16 protein-coding genes and 3 tRNA genes are annotated in these 18,640 nt (G+C 47.9%); 3 read left to right on the forward strand and 16 right to left on the reverse strand.

The window, feature by feature from the left end; translation table 11 throughout:
* Positions 1 to 2 precede the first annotated feature (2 nt).
* Genes DYP60_RS12280 through ppk1 form a run of 3 tightly spaced genes read right to left on the reverse strand, consistent with a single transcriptional unit; the run spans position 3 to position 3,822 of the window.
* Entirely contained in the window at positions 3 to 779 is a 777-nt protein-coding gene (locus DYP60_RS12280) for a ParA family protein (RefSeq protein WP_117331312.1), read from the reverse strand.
* Entirely contained in the window at positions 776 to 1,762 is a 987-nt protein-coding gene (locus DYP60_RS12285) for a CHAD domain-containing protein (RefSeq protein WP_117331313.1), read from the reverse strand. Before DYP60_RS12285 ends, DYP60_RS12280 begins: the two co-directional genes overlap by 4 nt.
* Positions 1,759 to 3,822, reverse strand: a complete 2,064-nt coding sequence (gene ppk1, locus DYP60_RS12290; protein WP_117331314.1) for a polyphosphate kinase 1 — start codon at positions 3,820 to 3,822, stop codon at positions 1,759 to 1,761. Before ppk1 ends, DYP60_RS12285 begins: the two co-directional genes overlap by 4 nt.
* A 217-nt stretch (positions 3,823 to 4,039) precedes the next feature.
* On the opposite strand from ppk1, the gene DYP60_RS12295 reads away from it, so the two are divergent.
* Positions 4,040 to 5,239, forward strand: a complete 1,200-nt coding sequence (locus tag DYP60_RS12295; protein WP_117331315.1) for an aminopeptidase — start codon at positions 4,040 to 4,042, stop codon at positions 5,237 to 5,239.
* Positions 5,236 to 6,459: an aminopeptidase gene (locus DYP60_RS12300; protein ID WP_117331316.1), complete on the forward strand. Its 1,224-nt coding sequence runs from the start codon at positions 5,236 to 5,238 to the stop codon at positions 6,457 to 6,459. Before DYP60_RS12295 ends, DYP60_RS12300 begins: the two co-directional genes overlap by 4 nt.
* Here DYP60_RS12300 and DYP60_RS12305 read toward each other — a convergent pair.
* The 7 genes from DYP60_RS12305 to DYP60_RS12335 all read right to left on the reverse strand — a co-directional run bounded on the left by DYP60_RS12305 (position 6,456) and on the right by DYP60_RS12335 (position 10,980).
* Positions 6,456 to 7,217: a type III pantothenate kinase gene (locus DYP60_RS12305; RefSeq protein ID WP_117331317.1), complete on the reverse strand. Its 762-nt coding sequence runs from the start codon at positions 7,215 to 7,217 to the stop codon at positions 6,456 to 6,458. The genes DYP60_RS12300 and DYP60_RS12305 overlap by 4 nt on opposite strands.
* 9 nt (positions 7,218 to 7,226) lie before the next feature.
* Entirely contained in the window at positions 7,227 to 8,864 is a 1,638-nt protein-coding gene (locus DYP60_RS12310; protein WP_117331318.1) for an ABC-F family ATP-binding cassette domain-containing protein, read from the reverse strand.
* A 75-nt stretch (positions 8,865 to 8,939) separates the two neighbouring features.
* A tRNA-Glu gene (locus DYP60_RS12315) sits at positions 8,940 to 9,011 on the reverse strand.
* A 5-nt stretch (positions 9,012 to 9,016) separates the two neighbouring features.
* Positions 9,017 to 9,087: transfer RNA gene (locus DYP60_RS12320), tRNA-Gln, on the reverse strand.
* A 67-nt stretch (positions 9,088 to 9,154) separates the two neighbouring features.
* Positions 9,155 to 9,688, reverse strand: coding sequence for an adenine phosphoribosyltransferase (locus DYP60_RS12325; protein WP_117331319.1), 534 nt, complete (start codon positions 9,686 to 9,688; stop codon positions 9,155 to 9,157).
* A 9-nt stretch (positions 9,689 to 9,697) separates the two neighbouring features.
* On the reverse strand, positions 9,698 to 10,720 hold the full coding sequence (gene tsaD / locus DYP60_RS12330) for a tRNA (adenosine(37)-N6)-threonylcarbamoyltransferase complex transferase subunit TsaD (protein WP_117331320.1): 1,023 nt from the start codon (positions 10,718 to 10,720) through the stop codon (positions 9,698 to 9,700).
* Positions 10,717 to 10,980, reverse strand: a complete 264-nt coding sequence (locus DYP60_RS12335; protein ID WP_117331328.1) for a hypothetical protein — start codon at positions 10,978 to 10,980, stop codon at positions 10,717 to 10,719. Before DYP60_RS12335 ends, tsaD begins: the two co-directional genes overlap by 4 nt.
* A 138-nt stretch (positions 10,981 to 11,118) precedes the next feature.
* Between DYP60_RS12335 and DYP60_RS12340 the strand changes: the two genes are divergently transcribed.
* Positions 11,119 to 11,190, forward strand: a tRNA-Thr gene (locus DYP60_RS12340).
* A 99-nt stretch (positions 11,191 to 11,289) separates the two neighbouring features.
* Here DYP60_RS12340 and ppdK read toward each other — a convergent pair.
* The 6 genes from ppdK to DYP60_RS12370 form a co-directional block, all read right to left on the reverse strand.
* The gene (gene ppdK, locus DYP60_RS12345; protein ID WP_117331321.1) at positions 11,290 to 14,001 is read right to left on the reverse strand and encodes a pyruvate, phosphate dikinase; all 2,712 of its coding nucleotides are present in this window, start codon (positions 13,999 to 14,001) and stop codon (positions 11,290 to 11,292) included.
* Between the two features lie 388 nt (positions 14,002 to 14,389).
* Positions 14,390 to 15,193 (reverse strand): gluconate 5-dehydrogenase, encoded by an 804-nt coding sequence (locus DYP60_RS12350; RefSeq protein WP_117331322.1) that lies wholly within the window; start codon positions 15,191 to 15,193, stop codon positions 14,390 to 14,392.
* Between the two features lie 8 nt (positions 15,194 to 15,201).
* Positions 15,202 to 16,044, reverse strand: a complete 843-nt coding sequence (kduI, locus tag DYP60_RS12355) for a 5-dehydro-4-deoxy-D-glucuronate isomerase (protein ID WP_117331323.1) — start codon at positions 16,042 to 16,044, stop codon at positions 15,202 to 15,204.
* Positions 16,045 to 16,071: 27 nt separating this feature from the next.
* Positions 16,072 to 16,806, reverse strand: coding sequence for a GntR family transcriptional regulator (locus DYP60_RS12360; protein WP_133299343.1), 735 nt, complete (start codon positions 16,804 to 16,806; stop codon positions 16,072 to 16,074).
* Between the two features lie 197 nt (positions 16,807 to 17,003).
* Positions 17,004 to 17,888 carry a sigma-70 family RNA polymerase sigma factor gene (locus tag DYP60_RS12365; protein ID WP_117331325.1) on the reverse strand — a complete coding sequence of 295 codons (885 nt, stop codon included), beginning with the start codon at positions 17,886 to 17,888 and terminating at the stop codon, positions 17,004 to 17,006.
* A gap of 242 nt (positions 17,889 to 18,130) precedes the next feature.
* Complete coding sequence (locus tag DYP60_RS12370; protein ID WP_206363140.1) at positions 18,131 to 18,544, reverse strand: hypothetical protein; 414 nt, start codon at positions 18,542 to 18,544, stop codon at positions 18,131 to 18,133.
* Positions 18,545 to 18,640: the final 96 nt, after the last annotated feature.

Raw genomic sequence — 18,640 nt, forward strand, 5'->3', positions numbered from 1 at the left:
TATTACTCCTTCTTATCAGTATGCTCACTCGGTGAACGTTCACGCAAAAATGGTACCAATTCCTCATACAAACCACGGAAGGCTAGTGCGCCTTTCCCCTTGGGTTTGCTTGTTACCACTGGTTTCTGTATCTCACCCATTTTCTCTATCTCACTCGCGAAAGGAATCACACTTTGCAACGCCTCACTTCTATCTAACAACTCAGCTGCTATCTTCACCTGCAGTTTTTTCCTTCTATCGAGCATGGAAACTACCAGATGTACCTGAGTATCCTTCTGCTGTAAACGCTCCAACTCACCCAACAATTGTTCATATGCAAGTACCGCAAAAGGGGTAGGGACCACTGGAACCAACACTATATCTGAGGCATACAAGACATTCTCACTGACCAAGCTCATGGTTGGTGATGCATCGATAATGACCAAGTCATAGGTAGGGATCAACTCTTCCAGTCGTTTTTCCAACCGATGATGAGAGTGCTTCTTCGCATCAAAAAGAATGGAAAGATAGCGATATGCTGTTGAGGAAGGAAGTATATCCAGAGAAGAGAAATTGGTAGCCTGAATCTGCTTTGTCAGTTGCTTCCCCCCCTTTACCAACGCAGAGGCATCATGGCTCTTCTTTGGCTTTACATCCAGCAAATAGCTGCTTGAACCGAGCGGGTCAAGGTCGAGCAACAAGGTCCGCTGCCCGGCCATTGCAGAGAGCACTGCCAGATTCACACTGAGGGTGCTCTTGCCAACTCCACCCTTGATGCTGTATACGGCCAGTGTTCTCATGCCATCTCCTCCCAGTACTCACTACTCAAATGACGATACTCCTCCACAAGATGTTGTATTTCCTTTTCCAGATCAGCTAACACTCTCAAGGACTCTATGGGTGGCTTTTTCTGTTTCAGGAGTAGATCTTGCAGCAGAATAAGATCATGCCACTTGCCCAAGATCTTCTCGAGGTCGTAGAGCTTCTCATCCCGTTTCACTGAGGCCATCTCGCTTACAGCAAGCAAGGACCGTACCCGTCGTCGTACCTTGTGCATGGCTTGTACATCCCTTGCAGAGTGTACAGTGTGCACAGCCTTGACCAACCGCCTGTGGGCTTTGGCTACCAAGACCTTTGGATGATACCCAGAAAAGGCAAATCTGTTCTCCTCCAAGAGTTCCTGGATATCTGAAGCAAAGGAGGAGGGATATGCTTTCTTCAGTGCTTTCAGGTGTTTTTTCACCTTCAGTTGTTTCTGTTCCTGTGTAAGACCTTTCTTTTCCAACAACTGGAGAAGCACTTGGTCATCGCGAACTTTCCCTGCAAGTTTCACCAGTTTCTTGAGCAACCGTTTCATATCGTTTCGCCTCTCCTTGGAAAGTGTTTTTCCGATAAGAGGAAGCATGAGACGGAGATTGCACAATGCTGTCCTGAATGCATGCAAGGATTCCCTGTCTCCCAAGGTTGAAGCATTCTCAGAAAGGATTGCAACCTGCCTCTCGCACCATCCAATGATGGGGCTGTTGCACATCTCCCTGAAAGCAGGTACTGCTAGCAGTCCTTCAAGCTGATCTTGGGTGTCGGAGAGTGGAAACAGTTCCAGACGCAACTCCTCGGGGAAGTATCGCACCTCCCCCACAGCCTGTTCGTCCAGAAACAGGGTACCCTCAAGCGGGCTCGATCCTTCCTTCCAGGCTATCCGGTAGGGGGAGAATGCCTGCTCCCAGCTTGCAGGAGTAGATTGGGTTTCAAGTAGCAGATAGTAGGGAGCGTTGTTATTCATAGATTTTCCTCCAACTGACTCTGATACCAGAGATATAGATCCCGTTGTGCGCGTTTCTCATTGGGTTCACCTAACTGTAAACGCTGATTGAAATTTTCTTCATGCAGGCTGAAGGAAGAAGCTGTATCATTCCAATGTGCCTGCAGGAACAATTCCAACTCTTCCTTGATCCTGTCATCAAAGATAGGGACCATGACCTCGATACGGGTATCAAGATTACGTTCCATCCAATCCGCAGACCCAATGAAATATAGTGGATTTCCCTTGTTGTGGAACTTGACCACCCGGGTATGCTCAAGATACCGGTCAATCAATGCCTTTCCCCTAACATTCTTCTGCTCTGGGTAGAGTGCCATGGAACAGATTCCCCTGATCATCAAGGTAATGGATACCCCACTATGTTCCGCCTTGCTCAGATGCTTGATCATTCCCTCATCAACAAGGTTGTTCAACTTGAGCGTTATTGCTGCAGGCCTGCCCTCCCTCGCTTCCTCCATCTCCTTCTTGATCAATGAGATGAAACGCTTTCGCGTATGGAATGGGGAGACAATAAGATGCTTGAACTTGATATCTGCAAAACCACGGTCCAAAAGAGTGAACAGCAAGTCTATCTCTTGTGTAAGCTTAGTATTGGAAGTGAGCAGAAGATGGTCACTGTACTGACTTGCCGTCACCTCGTTGAAATTCCCTGTCCCAATGATTGCTATCTTCTTCTGCTTCTTTCCACTGTACCGGGTGATGAGACCAAGCTTGCTGTGCACCTTCATCCCCTCAACGCCACTGATCAGCGTGATGTGGGGTTCACGGGTGAGAATCTCGGTCCAGTGCATGTTGATTTCCTCGTCAAACCGTGCTTGGAGTTCCAGGTACAGTACAATTTCCTTCCCATTTCTTGCCGCATTTCTCAGTGCGTTGATCACACTGGAGTTCTCTGGAACGCGGTAGAGCGTCATCTTGATCCCCTGGACCGTCCTATCCAGAGCTGCTTCCCGCAACAGGTCTATGATGCAATCATAGCTTTGGTAGGGCAACGTCACCAAGTGATCCCTTTCATCTATCTGGTCAAGCAGACTTCGATTCTCCTTCAAAGTATGGTGGGGCAAGGGAGGTTGTTCCTCAAAATACAACTGGTCATTGCCTACCTTGGGGAAATGAAGCAAATCCCTTGCATTGTGGTACCTACCTCCTGGGATAATAATCCTACACTGTTTCAGCTGTGCATGTTCCATGATGTATTCAAGCATTGGCTTTGGCAACTCACGGTCATAGACAAACCTAACCGGGTCCCCTTGACTGCGTTGCTTGATGGACGTGGAGAGTTTCTCATAAAGGCTCCTGGTGATCTCATCAGTCAGATCATATTCACCATCACGGGTGATCTTTATGGTATAGGCATCATAACAGTCATAACTGAATGCCTTGAATATGTCCGCCAACTTGAATCGGATAATGTCCTCTAGAGCAATGAAGTGATGCCAGCCGCCTCTCGACGGCAGTTCCACATACCGCTGGATCAGATCACTGGGAACCTCGATCAAGGCATACCGGAAATCCTTCGGATCATGGCTGTGGTACATATGCACGGCAAGATAGAGCGTTACATGCTTGAGATAAGGAAATGGCAGCTTCGGATCGAGGAGAATGGGAAACAGCCGGTTTCTGAGTATATGACGAAAAAACCCCTCCAAAAATTGTTTCTGCTCATCGGAAAGTGTTGCTTCATCCACTATGGCTATATGATGTGTCCTGAGGGTTCTGAAGAGTTGCTCAACCACCCGATCCATTCGATCATTGAGTCGTTTCACTTCCTTGAGAATCTGTCTGATCAAGGTCTTGGGATTACCGCTCTCCTTGAGTTTGTAATGCTCGGGATCAAGAAGGGCACGATGAATCGATCCTACCCGTACCGCATAGAATTCATCCAGGTTGGAAGAGAATATCCCGATGAACTTCAATCGCTCCATCAGGGGAATATTCGGGTTTTCAGCACTCATCAAGACCCGTTCATTGAAACTCAGCCATCTCAGTTCGCGATTCACATAGACTTTTTTTGAACCCATCGATTTGCTCCACGCAGTTTCAGTTCTCTACAAAACCAGTATACGGGTCCCCTAGAAGGTCTGTCCACGAGGAATCATGAAAAAAGTGCTAAATATCTCTAATAATATCAATTTTGTTCATCTTTGTTCTGTATAGGCTCTTTGCAAACCTTCTTCTCCCTAAGGGTATGTTCCTCTGGTATTTTTTGGTATATTGGAGGGCGTGAACGGAGGATTCATGGAAACATTGCTTACACGCTATGCACGACTTGTCATTGAAGTGCAACTAAAATTACAAGAAGGAGACAGCCTCTCCATAAACAGTGAGGCAAGCACCCTTGCCTTTGCCAGGCTCCTTGCACAAAAGGCTGTTATGGCCACCAGGCAGACGGCCACTATCGTACATACCAATCATGGGAAGGTGGTTGACGTCATTCCCATTGAACCAGTTGAGAAGGAAATATTCCGCCCCCCTGTACAAGGAGCGGTGATGTGCCATATTGTAGACCTTGACGAGCACCCCTACCTAACCCCAACCAATCTCAGCACAGTAGCAAATGAGGTGTCTATCCTGGGGAAATATGGATTGCTTGCTGATCCCGTTTTCCTTGACCGGAGAATTGCTGTCCCTTGGGCGAATATTCCCTACCCAGGTCCACGTTGGGCCTTGCAATTGCTTGGTGCCCAGGCTAGCGAAGAGGATATGTGGAAACTTTTTACTGCTATCTATCGCATCGAAGATGAGCATGCCTTCCGTTTCTGGGAAGAGCAAGGGAACCTTTTAGCATACAGAAAGCAGAAATTGAATAAACAAGGACGTTGCATGCTCCATATGGTCGGTGATGGTTGGCAACTGGAAGCTACCATGGCCAAGGATACCATCTGGGCTGGTGGCAGGCAAACCCTGGCAAATCAGCGTTCGTTTTTCTCTTCCTTGCCGGTTCAAGCACTCCATGCCGCTCTTGACGGGAAGAGTGCCAAAGGGACATTTACTTCTTCCAGACCCTTCTACGTACTTGGGCAGGAAGTAAAGGGAGCACAGTTCACCGTGGAAGAGGGATTGGTGACTGACTATACAGCCGAGACAGGAGGGGATGCACTGGATGCACTCTTTTCAGTGGATGACGATGCAAAAAGGGTCAGTGAAATTGCACTGGCGGACCATGACACGGTTGAGAGCCACTCCCTGGGAAAATCGATTCATCCACACTTCGCCCGTGAAATGGCAAGTGTGATTATACTCGGAGGATTTTCCCTCGATAATCTTACCACACAACAGAATGAAGAGGATCTTGAGGAAAGTGCGCTCTGCACCTCTTTGGTAAGAGTGGCGATCCCAATCGGGGACAGCCACCTTTCGGTGACGATCCACAGTGAAGATGGGAAAGAAGTATCTGTAATGGAAGAAGGAATATTCACGGAGGAAGAACTGGTATGAACCAACAAGAAATTGAACGATATGCTGACTTGATCATCCGTGGGGGAATCAACTTGCAAAGCGGAAAAGGGGTTGTCATCACCACAGGTCCGGGTACCTATTACTTTGCCAGGGAGCTGAGCAAGTCAGCCTACCGCCATGGCGCCAGCTATGTCCAGGTGATGCTTGATGACCTTGATGTCCTCGCATCACGCTTGGAACATCAGGATGAAGACGCTTTGAAATTCAACCCCCATTTCCTCAAGGCATTCGACTACGAATTTGTCAGTGAAGGATGGTCCAATATCAGGATCGACAGCACGGAAGAGCGGCTTGACCATGCTCCGCTCGATGGAAGGAAAAACCAGATCCTAGGAAAGGCCAAACGGCAGTTCAGTGAAGCAAAAACCAAGAAATTGATGCGTCACCAACTCCCCTGGTGTGTATGTGTTGCCCCCGGTCCGCTCTGGGCAAAACAAGTACTGGGAGATGGAGCGACCACCGATGACTTAATGAAGGTGCTGAAACCTATCTTGCTCCTCGATGCTGATGATCCGCTGCAGGCTTGGAAGGAAAAGGCATCGCTCTTGCAGAAACGCCAGGACTATCTCAATGAACTTGGGATCGACACCCTTCACTACCAGAGCAGCAAGAGTGATTTGACAATCGGCTTTACCGAGAGAGCCCGTTTTACTGGAGGCAGTGAGACGCTCCCCGATGGCAGGGCGTTTTTTGCCAATCTTCCTACTGAGGAGATTTTCACCACTCCTGACAATCTCCGCGCAGAGGGGTACATAACTACAACCAAACCAGTGGAGGTACTGAATACCACCACCGAGGAGGTCCGCTTTGTTTTCAAGGATGGAAAAGTGGTTGACTATCAGGCTAAGAAAGGACAGGATGCACTGGACAAGTTCTTTGCCATCGATAAAGGTACCCGAAGACTTGGAGAAGTCGCCTTGGTTGATGAGACCAGCCCCATTGCGAAGAGCAATCTTATTTTCAACTCAATCCTGCTTGACGAAAATGCCTCTTGCCACCTTGCCCTTGGAGAGGGGTACCCCACGGCACTGAAAGATGGTGCATCCTTGGATACCAAGGAACAACTGCAAGAAGCACACTGCAATACCAGCTTGATGCATGTTGACTTCATGGTGGGCTCCCAGGACATGAAAATAACCGCCCATACTCGTGATGGGCGACAGATAGTAATCATGGAAGATGGGGTGTTTACCTTCTAGTTGAGCTCCTGGATGAGCTTGAGTCCATCCATGGTATGCATGGAGGAAATCTGATTGATCCGCTCGATGAGCGGGGCAATGGTCCTGCTCAGGCCACCGGTTGCAATGACGTAGACCTCTTTGCCAATTTCCTGCTCCACGCGTTCAACCATGGTCTTAACCATGCCAGCGTAACCAAACATGATTCCGCTCCTGATTGAGTCCTGGCTGTTCCTGCCAAGGACGGAGGGAGGAATTTTCAATTCTACCTGGGGAAGCTGGGCGGTATTCCCAAAGAGGGCGTTCACCGCAGTAACCAGACCGGGGGCTATGGAAACTCCCAGCACAGAACCATCGCTGTCCACCGTCGCCAGGGTGAGTGCAGTTCCAAAGTCAACAACCACCACCGCATGCCCTGGACATGAGAAGTGTGCTTGGGCAAGGTTTGCCAACAAGTCAGTTCCCAGTTCGGCAGGTATGGTCTCCTTCTTCAGCCCGCTGTTCACCGTATGGTCGACCATCAAGGGTTGAACATCAAACAACCTAATGATATTTTTCTGCATTGACCTGGTCAGGTTGGGTACAACCGAGCTGATTACAGCACGGTTGATATCATGCTTATAGACCTGGGAATGACTCAACAGGCTCTCCAGAACTACAAAATACTCATCACTGGTCTTTCCTTGGTCGCTGTAAATCCTGTATGAGTGTATCCAGTTCTGCCCATCATGGACAGCAATCACGATATTCGTATTCCCAACATCTACAGCAAGCAGCATAAGACCTCCTTATAAAGCCATGGCGTGATGGGAACCACTATACATCTCATCACGCAACACCTTGATGGATTCGTCATTGAAATAATCCTCGAATCCGATCAACCTGTCAATGACACCTGACGGAGTGAACTCGATGATACGGTTTGCAATCGATTCAACAAACTGATGGTCATGGCTGTTGAAGAGCAGGACGCCACTGAATTCAATCAAACCATCATTGAGGGCTGTGATAGCCTCCAAGTCGAGATGGCTTGTCGGTTCATCCAGAATTATGCAATTTGCCTGCTCCAGCATTATACGGGCAAGTACAACGCGGACCTTCTCCCCTCCACTGAGGACTGTACAATCCTTCAGTGCTTCATCACCACTGAAAAGCATTCTACCGAGGAAGGAGCGGATGTAGGTGTCGTCCTTGTCACTGCTGTACGTTCTGAGCCAATCGGTTATGGATATATGCTCATTAAAAAGGTGGGCGTTGTTTTTGGGGAAGTAAGAGAGACTCGTGGTGACTCCCCACTCATACGTACCTTCATCAGGTTCCATGTTTCCACTGAGAATCTCAAACAGAATGGTTTTAGCATAGTGGTTAGGACCGACAAAAGCTACTTTGTCATTTTTATTGAGTACCATGCTGAAGTTGTCCAATACCTTCTCTCCCTCAATGGTCTTGGTCAGTCCTTTGACCTCAAGTATCTTCTTGCCTACCTCCCTCTCCGGTTTGAATGCCACATAGGGGAATCGTCTGCTGGACGGCTTGATATCGTCAATGGTAAGTTTATCGATCAACTTCTTGCGGCTAGTAGCCTGTTTTGCCTTTGCCACGTTGCTGCTGAATCGTTGGATGAACTCTTTCAACTCAGAAATCTTTTCTTCCCTGCGTTTCTTCTGATCCTTCATCTGCTTTGCAGCGAGCTGGCTTGAGAGGTACCAGAAATCATAGTTGCCGACATAGAGCTGAATCTTTCCAAAGTCAATGTCTGCTATATGGGTACACACTGTATTCAAGAAGTGCCGGTCATGGCTTACGACGATGACGGTATTGTCAAAATTGGAGAGGAAATCTTCTAGCCAATGGATGGATTCTAGGTCAAGGTGGTTGGTGGGCTCATCAAGCAACAGGATGTCCGGATTACCGAAAAGAGCCTGAGCAAGGAGAACACGGACCTTGATGTTGTCTTCCACGTCCGCCATCATCTTCTGCTGCATCTCAGTGTTGATGCCGAGCCCGTCAAGCATCTGTGCTGCCTGGGCTTCAGCTTCCCATCCACCAAGATCGGCGAATTCCCCTTCGAGCTCTGCAGCCCTGAGACCATCTTCCTCGGTGAAATCTTCCTTCGCATAGAGGGTATCACGCTCCTTCATGATTGAGTAAAGCTGTTCGTACCCCATGATGACGGTTTCAAGCACGGAATAGTCATTGAAGGCAAAGTGATCCTGCCTGAGGACGGCCATTCGCTGGCCGGGGGAGATGATGACTTCACCACTATCGGCTTCAATCTCACCACTGAGAATTTTCAGGAAGGTGGATTTCCCTGCCCCGTTTGCTCCAATCACCCCATAACAGTTTCCTGGGGTGAATTTTATGTTGACTTCCTTGAAGAGTACTTGTGTACCGTAGGATAGACCGATGTTTGCAACTGTAATCATATAATTTGTGGTTCCTCTTACATAGTATCCGAAAAAAAAGAGCAACCTGCAAGGCTGCCCCTTCCATATAAACTATAGTTCCTAGGGGAATCGAACCCCTATTTAGAGACTGAGAATCTCCTGTCCTAACCATTAGACGAAGGAACCGGTACCTGGGATGGAGGGATTCGAACCCCCAAAGGCAGAACCAGAATCTGCAGTGTTACCATTACACTACATCCCAATGTCAAAATCCTGTGGTAGAATACGGAAATGCGTATACTTTGTCAAGTACATGCAGGAATTTATCCCTACTCCCCATGATAGACCTGCAAGACGTCCACAGGATGTCCTTCCAAGTTTTTTTCATAGTCAAGGAACGGTAAACCAATGACCCCCAGGAACCCTTCAACATGGGCTCCATGCTCCTTGAACATGGCAGCCGCCGCCTGCAGAGTACCCCCGGTTGCAATCAAATCATCAACAAGCAGCACATTGGTTCCCGGTACAATATCAACTTCCTGGACACATACCATATCTGAGCCATACTCAAGATCAAAGCGCTTCTTATACGTCTTGTTAGGCAATTTCCCTGGTTTCCTGACAAGAATCAGAGGAAGAGAAAGCCGTTCGGCCAAGGGAGCCGCAAACACAAATCCACGTGCTTCAATCGCAGCTATAGCATCAATATTTCTTCCTCTACTGAGTGCTTCAAGGCGATCGATACAGTAGCGAAACGCCTCCGGTACTGCTAGAATACCGGTAATGTCATAGTACAAGACTCCCTGTTTCGGAAAATCGGGAACCTTTCTGATTACACTGTCCAGATCATAGTTAGTGTCCATAGAACCCTCTCACTTGGCGTATTGTTTCTTAAATGCTGTAACCCGGGCATGTGGGGCCTCGGAAAAATCACTCAGTATTCCGTCCTGGAGATATCGATAGGCAAGGGCTGCTATCATGGCACCATTGTCGGTACAGAGTTTCAATGAGGGGAAGGAAACTCCATAACCACCCTCTTGTAGAGAGAGCAACTCACTTCGCAAGTAGCTGTTTGCTGCAACCCCACCACCAGCGCTCAATCGCTTGAGCCCTGTTTCCTTGAGGGCCTGCCGTACCCGCTTCATCAGCATGTTCACTGCAGCGCGTTGGAATGATGCTGCAATATTCTCGGGACTTTTCTCGCTTTCCCCGTCCCAGAAGCTGTCCAATTGGTTGATGACCGCAGTCTTCAGGCCACTGTAGGAAATATCGTACGGGTGGTCCATGACATTGAGTTTCGGCCCAGGGAACAGGAAGGCAACAGGGTTGCCAGTTCTGGCAAGCCTGTCAATGGCGACCCCTCCTGGGTATCCAAACCCATAATGCTTGGCAACTTTATCAAAAGCCTCCCCTATTGCATCGTCAATCGTTGTGCCAAGGACCTCGATGGTGTCATAGTCATCCACACGACAAATCACCGTATGTCCTCCAGAGACAAGAACCCCGAGATAGGGATACTCCAGAGGATGTTCAATCTGTGAGGCATACAGATGTGCCCTGATATGATCAATGGTAATGAAGGGAAGGTTGAGGGAAGCAGCAAATCCCTTGGCGAAGCTTACCCCAACGAGCAGGGAACCCAAGAGTCCCGGTCGGCTGGTAACAGCTACTGCATCAATGTCATTGACGGTAAGATTTGCCTTATCTAAGGCCGATTGTACAACCTGGCTTATCCATTCGGTATGGAGACGGCTGGCTAATTCAGGGACAACTCCCTCATAGGGTTTGTGTAGTTCTATTTGGGTTGCAATAATATTGCTAAGAATGGTATGACCATCCTCAACCAGGGAAGCACTGCATTCATCACACGATGTTTCAATGCCAAGGACGATCATAGATCCTCCAAGTCATAATCATCATCAAGCAATGCATAGCCCTCCGCACTGAAGTTGATAACTTTCTCACTCACCAATGGCGCAATATCCTTGAGCTCAAAACCATACTCCAAGGCACCAGGAAACATATCCAACAAAAATTGGGCAACATCTGGTTGCCATCCTAACCCAACTTTGGTGCGTACTGCTTGTTTCTCTCTATTCAGCAAGACAACCACCTCCTGGGCGACAGTATTTCTGAACCGTCTCTCTCTGTTCACGATATTCCTCTTCACCCGCAAGCCTACTCGACATTCGAGGAGAAGGTCAAGGTAAAGGTGAACAGGCATTTTAAACGCAATCCGTCTTTACCTTCTTCCCTGTTTCGGGTAGAATGCATCTGTTTTCAGTAGATTGTTGCCAAAATAGCTCAGCGGTAGAGCAGCTCACTCGTAATGAGCAGGTCAAGGGTTCAATTCCCTTTTTTGGCTCAAGAAGCGGTTCCTTAGGGAACCGCTCTTTCTTGTTACAAGTCTTGACTAAGAATATCCCGGGCTGAAGCCCGGGATATTCTAATGCTAACTAGAGAGTTACGCGTTCTTCTTTGCTTCGATTACAGCCTGGGCTGCAGCAAGGCGGGCAATGGGAACACGGAAGGGAGAACAAGAAACATAGTCCAGGCCGATCTTGTTACAGAAGGCAATGGTCTTCGGGTCTCCACCATGCTCACCACAGATACCCAACGTGATATCAGGGTTTGCAGAACGGCCAAGCTTGACAGCCATTTCCACAAGTTTGCCCACACCATCCACATCAAGAGTAGCAAACGGGTCATACTCATAGAACTGCTTGTCAGGGTCGTTGACATACGCACCAAGGAATGAAGCCGCATCATCACGGCTGAATCCACAGGTAAGCTGCGTCAGGTCGTTGGTACCGAAGCTGAAGAACTCTGCTTCCTTGGCAATCTCGTCTGCGGTGATTGCAGCACGAGGGACTTCAATCATGGTACCAATCTTGTAGGGCACCTTGAGAGACTGTTCACTGAAGATCTCCTCAATTACCTCGAGGGCATGGTTCTTGGTGAATACAAACTCCTTGTAGTTTCCTACCAATGGGATCATGATCTCAGGGAGCACTTCCACGCCTTTGCGTTTCACATTGATCGCAGCCTCGATGATTGCTCTAACCTGCATTCTCAGAATTTCTGGATAGATGATTGCAAGACGACAACCGCGGAAGCCAAGCATCGGGTTGAACTCATGCAGGGCAGAAGACTTCTGTGCTACTTCCTCTACTGTAATACCCATCTGCAATGCAAGTTCATGCCTGCTGGTATGGTCATTGGGGAGGAACTCATGCAGAGGGGGGTCAAGCAACCGAATGGTAGCCGGGCGGCCATCAAGCGCGAGGAAAATCTCCTCGAAGTCGCTGCGCTGCATCGGAAGCAACTCAGCAAGAGCTTTCTCTCTCTCCACTGTATTGTTAGCAAGAATCATTTTCCTGATCGACATGATCCTGTCACCACCGAAGAACATGTGTTCTGTCCGGCAGAGCCCAATACCCTCAGCGCCAAAAGCAACGGCCATCTGTGTATCATGTGGAGTGTCAGCGTTGGTATAGACACCCAATACCTTCAGATCCTGGACAAATCCCATGAAAGCCTTGTAATCCCTGTACAGGATTGATTCGCTTTCTTTCATGGAACCATTGAGAACCTGGACGATCTCAGAATCCTTTACAGGAATCTTGGCTCCATAGATCTCACCAGTGAATCCATCAAGAGAGATGAAATCACCCTCGCTGAGCGTAGTACCGTTCACCTCAAGGAAACGCTTGGGTTCATTGATCTTGATCTCTCCAGCACCACTGACACAAGGGCAGCCCATGCCACGGGCGACTACAGCTGCATGACTAGTCATACCACCACGACAGGTAATCACGCCCTTCGCAACCCCCATACCTCCGATATCCTCGGGGCTGGTCTCGGTACGAACAAGAATGACACTCTTCCCTTCTGCTGCCATCTCTTCAGCTTTCTCTGCAGTAAAGTAGATTTGGCCGCAAGCGCCACCGGGGCTGGCGTTCAGACCACGGGTGATGGCTTCCAGGGAGTTATCCCTGATATACTTGGCATCAAGAATGGGGGCAAACAATTTACCGAACTCACCAGAGGGAACACGACTTACTGCAGTTTCCTTGTCGATCAAGCCTTCTTCGACCATCTCAACCTGGGAGCGCAACCAACTGAAAATTGTCCGCTTGCCATTTCTGGTCTGCAACATATACAGATTGCCTTCCTGGATGGTAAACTCAATGTCCTGCATATCCTTGTAATGCTTTTCAAGGATTCCACGGATATCAACCAACTGGTCATAGACTTTTCTATTGACTTCCTTGAGTGTCTCAATCGAGAGCGGAGTACGGATACCTGCAACCACATCCTCACCCTGAGCATTCATCAGGTACTCACCATAGAACTGGTTTTCACCAGTGGATGGGTCACGGGTAAAGGCTACACCAGTTCCACTGGTCTCCCCCATGTTTCCGAACACCATACTCTGGATATTGACTGCAGTACCAAGCAAACCACGAATATCATTCATCTGACGATATTTAATTGCTCTTTCATTGTTCCAAGACTTGAAGACTGCATTAATGGCCTTGAACAACTGGTCGATGGGATCGGTAGGGAAATCTTCCCCGGTAAATCGCTTGTACAGTCTCTGATAACGGGCAATTACTTCCTGTAGATCCTTACTGTCAAGATCGGTGTCAAGTTCAATGCCACGGGTATCCTTCACATCCTGCAAGGCACGTTCAAACTCATGGTGGGGAACACCCATCACGACATCACCGAACATCTGCATGAAACGGCGGTAGCTGTCCCAAGCGAATCGTTCATTGTTCGTTTTCTTGATCAGGCCCTGAACGGAATCGGGGGTAAGGCCAAGGTTCAGAATGGTATCCATCATACCGGGCATGGACTGAGCAGCACCACTTCTTACAGAGACCAGCAATGGATTATTAGTATCTCCAAGTTTTGCACCCATCAAATTCTCGAGTCTGGCAAGGTGTTCCAGCACTTCCTCTCTCAGACCCTCAGGATAGTTTTCCTTATGGGTACTGTAGAAGGCGCAAGCCTCAGTACTGATCGTAAAGCCCGGTGGGACAGGAAGCCCGATGCTGGTCATCTCGGCAAGGTTTGCACCTTTTCCGCCAAGCAAATCTTTCATCTGGGCAGTTCCTTCTGCCTTACCGGAGCCAAAAAAATAGACATACTTTGTGTTCTTTGTTGCCATACAAGACTCCTTAATTTTCATGAATACTAGACTTGCAAATCCTACCTGCTTCGCTCCATACTGTCAATGAACCCAGCGTAAAAAAAGACAGTTCGAACACTTTCAACTTCTTATTAGATAAATAGTTGTTACTATACTTTTTGGAACATTATTCCAATTTAGCCTTTGCGTTAGGTACCGAGTAAATTCTGATACAAATCATTTTTTACTACTTTCTAAGAGCTTTCATTCCGATATTACGTGTTCACGCAATTTATAATTAGTATTTGATTGAAATCCTCATATTTGCAACAAACAGCAACAATTAGGAAATACAATCTCAGCCTTGTGCAAAAAAAATCACCCACATTCCTGCAACGGAACATGGGTGTAGTTGATACTGTATTGCTTAGGGCTGTTTCCCGATGTAGGCAAGGATGCCACCATCGACATACAGCACATGGCCGTTCACGAAGTCACTCGCCCCTGATGCAAGGAACAGGGCCGGGCCGGTCAGGTCCTCGGTTGTACCCCATCGCTCCGCCGGTGTTTTGGCTACGATGAACGAGTCGAACGGATGCCGGCTCCCGTCGGCCTGACGCTCTCTCAGCGGTGCTGTCTGCGGCGTGGCTATGTAGCCAGGCCCGATTCCGTTGCATTGGATGTTGTACTTGCCGTACTCACTGCAGATGTTCCTTGTCAGCATCTTTAGGCCACCCTTTGCAGCTGCATACGCGGCCACCGTCTCTCTCCCCAGCTCGCTCATCATTGAGCAGATGTTGATGATCTTCCCGCTTTTTCTCTCCATCATCCCAGGCAGGACCGCCTTGCTGACGATGAACGGTGCATTCAGGTCGATGTCGATTACCTTGCGCCACTGTTCTGCGCTCATCTCGTGCATTGGAACACGTCGAATGATTCCCGCGTTGTTCACTAGGATGTCGATTGGCCCCAGGTCCTTGGTTATTGTTTTCGTGGTCTGGGAGACCGCCTGCTCGTCGGTTACGTCGCACACATATCCCTTTGCCTCGATGCCCGCCTCCTTATAGGATGCAAGACCCTTGTCCACCAACTCCTGGTTGATATCGTTGAACGCTATCTTCGCACCTGCAGATGCATACGCACTTGCAATCGCGAACCCAATTCCATAGCTTGCCCCGGTCACCCAGGCCACCTTCCCCTCGAGAGAGAACTTTTTGTCTATATATCCCATATCTTTCTTTACCTCAAATCCTTCGTTGCCACATGGTCCATGTCCGTGTAGGTTCTATTCTCACCACACATCGACCAGATGAACGTATAATTACTTGTGCCAACCCCGCTGTGGATTGACCACGACGGGTTGATCACCGCCTGTTCATTATGCACCACGATGTGCCTCGTCTCATTCGGCTCACCAAAGAAGTGGAACAGTGTCTGCTCCGCATCGATATCGAAATAGAAGTACACCTCCATCCTTCGCTCATGCGTGTGAACCGGCATCGTATTCCACACGTTGCCCTCTTTCAACTGTGTCAGCCCCATGGAAAGTTGGCAGGTATCCAATACATCGGGGTGGATGTACTGGTTGATCACCCGTTCATTGCTCTCGGCCTTGTTGCCTGCTGGTACATGCTTTGCATCGGCGAACACGATGTGCTTTGCCTCGAAGGCGTGGTGTGCAGGGGTGCTGCTCATGTAGAACTTTGCAGGTTTCTTGGCGTCATTGCTCCCAAGGCTCACATTTTTTGTCCCCATCGGCAGGTACAGCCCATCGAGGCTCACCAGCTCATAGCGCTTGCCGTCGGCAATTACATACCCGTCCCCACCGATGTTGATCATCCCGATCTCCCGGCGCTGTAGGAAGTACTCGACCCCGAAGTCCTTCATCGCATCGATGTTCTTCTCAAGGTCAACCTCTCCGGCCACCGGCATCGCGCCCATCGTGACAATTCTGTCGATGTGCGAGTAGACACCGCTTACCTCATCAGGACGGAAAATTCTGTCAACCAGGAACTCATCCCTGAGCTCCTGTGTCGTCATATGCTTGAATGCATCTTTTCCTGTCGAATACCGTGTATCCATAGTGTTGCTCCTCCTTACCCAAATGAATCATGCAAGGCTTTGTGGCTTTTTGATAGCCCGAACCTTATCCAAATATTTTTCAATATCATTGCAATCGCTAAAATACATGCGAAGATCTGTCTGCAATACTGCATCCATACGCCTAATTCCCCCAAAAAGATGATAGGTTATAACCTGCTCAATTTCTTCAAATTTCTGTTGCTCAATCAGCAGAAGCAATACCCTATGTTCCTGCACCAAGTCCCTAAAAGCATGCATCTCCACGATGTCAAGCATTCTGAAACGGGTATAGGAAATCTCTGCCTCTTGGATTATCTGCCAAAAAAGGGGGAACCCTGTCTCTTCGAACCAGTGCTGATGCAACTCTACATCCAATGCATAGAATGCAGTTTCAACAAATGGCCCGTTTTCAAGCAGTATTTCCTGCTTTCGAAGCACATGCATACACCGCTCGATTGCAAAAGGATTTGCAGTACGGGAAAAGTCCTGCACTGCCTTGGTCTCTAAAAGAATACGCATCATAATATTCTGATAGATATCGGAAAAATTGAGCAAGGTTGCCCTCACCCCCTTGTAGGGAATGAACTCAATCAAGCCTGCTTCGCTCAATCGCTCCAATGCAGCATGCACTGGTGTCCGACTTGCTTTGAATCGGTCACAAAGATCTCCTTCCTTCTTCAACTCCCCTGGTCTGATGGCAAGAGAGAGAATCTCCTGTTTCAGGGTGGTATAGATCATATTGGTAGTCTCTTTTGACCGCACTGCAACCCCCTATATGTATACAAATATCTAATTCGTATACTAATTTAATGCACTGTACCATGCAGAGGGGGTGAAGTCAATTACCTAACCCACAGTGGACTTTCACCATCTAGTTATTGCCCATGCTGGGCAAACGAAAACCGGACAACTTGTGCCCGGTTTCTTCCTATCTATATGTAAACACCTTTCTGGTGCTGTTATGCGATGTAGCTCTCAACCAGCTTTGAACGGGAGGGGTTACGCAACCTTTCGATTGCTTTCTTCTCGATCTGACGAATGCGCTCCTTGGTCAAGTTGTACAATTCACCAATCTCTTTGAGAGACATGGGATTCTTTCCTTCAAGACCGAAGCGCAACTCAATGATTTCCCGTTCCTTATCACTCAAAGTGGAGAGCAATGAACGAACATCTGCTTCCAAAGCGTGTTCAAGAAGACTATCTTCAGGACTCAACTGGGAGGTATCCTCAATGAAATCACCGATATTGCTTGCACTTCCATCATTGAAAATAGGAGCATCGAGGCTAATCATATCCCTGCTGATAGCGAGCAAGTTGCCTACATGCTCAGAATCAAAACCAGTAAGGGTACCAATCTCTTCTGTACTCACGTCCTCTGAGTTCATATCTTTCATCAGCGCTTTCTGTGCCTTTTGGATCTGCAGAAGCTCATTGGTCCTGTTTAGAGGAAGGCGTACTGCCCGACTCTTCTCGTTGATTGCTTTCATGATTGCCTGGCGGATCCACCATACAGCATAACTGATGAAGTGGTATCCCCTATCTATTTCAAACTTATCAAGTGCGGTCATCAAACCAATGTTTCCCTCATTAATAAGGTCAATCAAAGGCAAGCCCTGGTTCTGGTATTTCTTGGCAACATTGACAACGAAGCGAAGATTCGATTCAATCATCTTCTTTCGTGCAAGCTCGTCTCCTTCCTGTGCACGTTTTGCAAGTGCTACTTCCTCTTCAGGAGTAAGCAAGGGAATCCTGTTGATCTCCTTGAGGTACATGCTCAAAATATTTGCGTCATCATAAGCATAAGATTTTTCAATTACATTCAACATCGTTGGTTTCTTTTTCATTATGTACCTTCCTGTTTGGTCGTTGAAAAGGTAGCTGCAACTAGCGTGCCAACTTACAATCATATTCTTTTATTTGCTTATAATATAGTTAGTTAATATTTTTCATTGCCAAATATCTGAGAAAATAATTGCACATCGTGTAGGTTTTTCCACAAAAAAGTGTCATTTTGACTCACAAAAAAAATATCCCGTGGTTTTCGGGACATTCTGACTCGAACGGAAGATACGCTGGCAGTGCATCGTTACCCAACTGACCAATGTGGCTCACTTTCAGCAGCCAACCAAGGAAAATCAAGCTCGAGAGAAGCAAACCACTGGGCCAGACATTCTCCATTGAAAGGAATCTCACTTTCGCTGATATCCTTCTTGATCTGTTCATATTCCATCTTCAGGAAATCATGGATCATGTCGCCCTCACTGAGAGAGCAGGATATCCGCTTTTTCCCAATAAGATAGATGGTAAACTGACGCCTGAAGAAATCAAGCCAGTCCTTGTCAGGATTGTGTATTTCATTTCCTCGAATCAGGAAGACATCGACGAAACAATTAAGACTCCTCTCCAAATCCTGGGAACGGGCAAACAAACACGCCAGGCGGTAAAAATGCCTCCAAACCTGGTTGGTTTCCCAATCTTCAGGATTGCCTTTGAGGACCAAAGGATAGTTGTTGTTGTTTGGTTATTCGCTGTTTGTAGTGGGTAGAGCTACATGATTGGCTGTAGTGGAAGAGACAATTCTCCACAGACGAAGTAG

The sequence above is a fragment of the Sphaerochaeta halotolerans genome, from assembly GCF_003429665.1.
Classification (GTDB): Bacteria; Spirochaetota; Spirochaetia; order Sphaerochaetales; family Sphaerochaetaceae; genus Sphaerochaeta; species Sphaerochaeta halotolerans.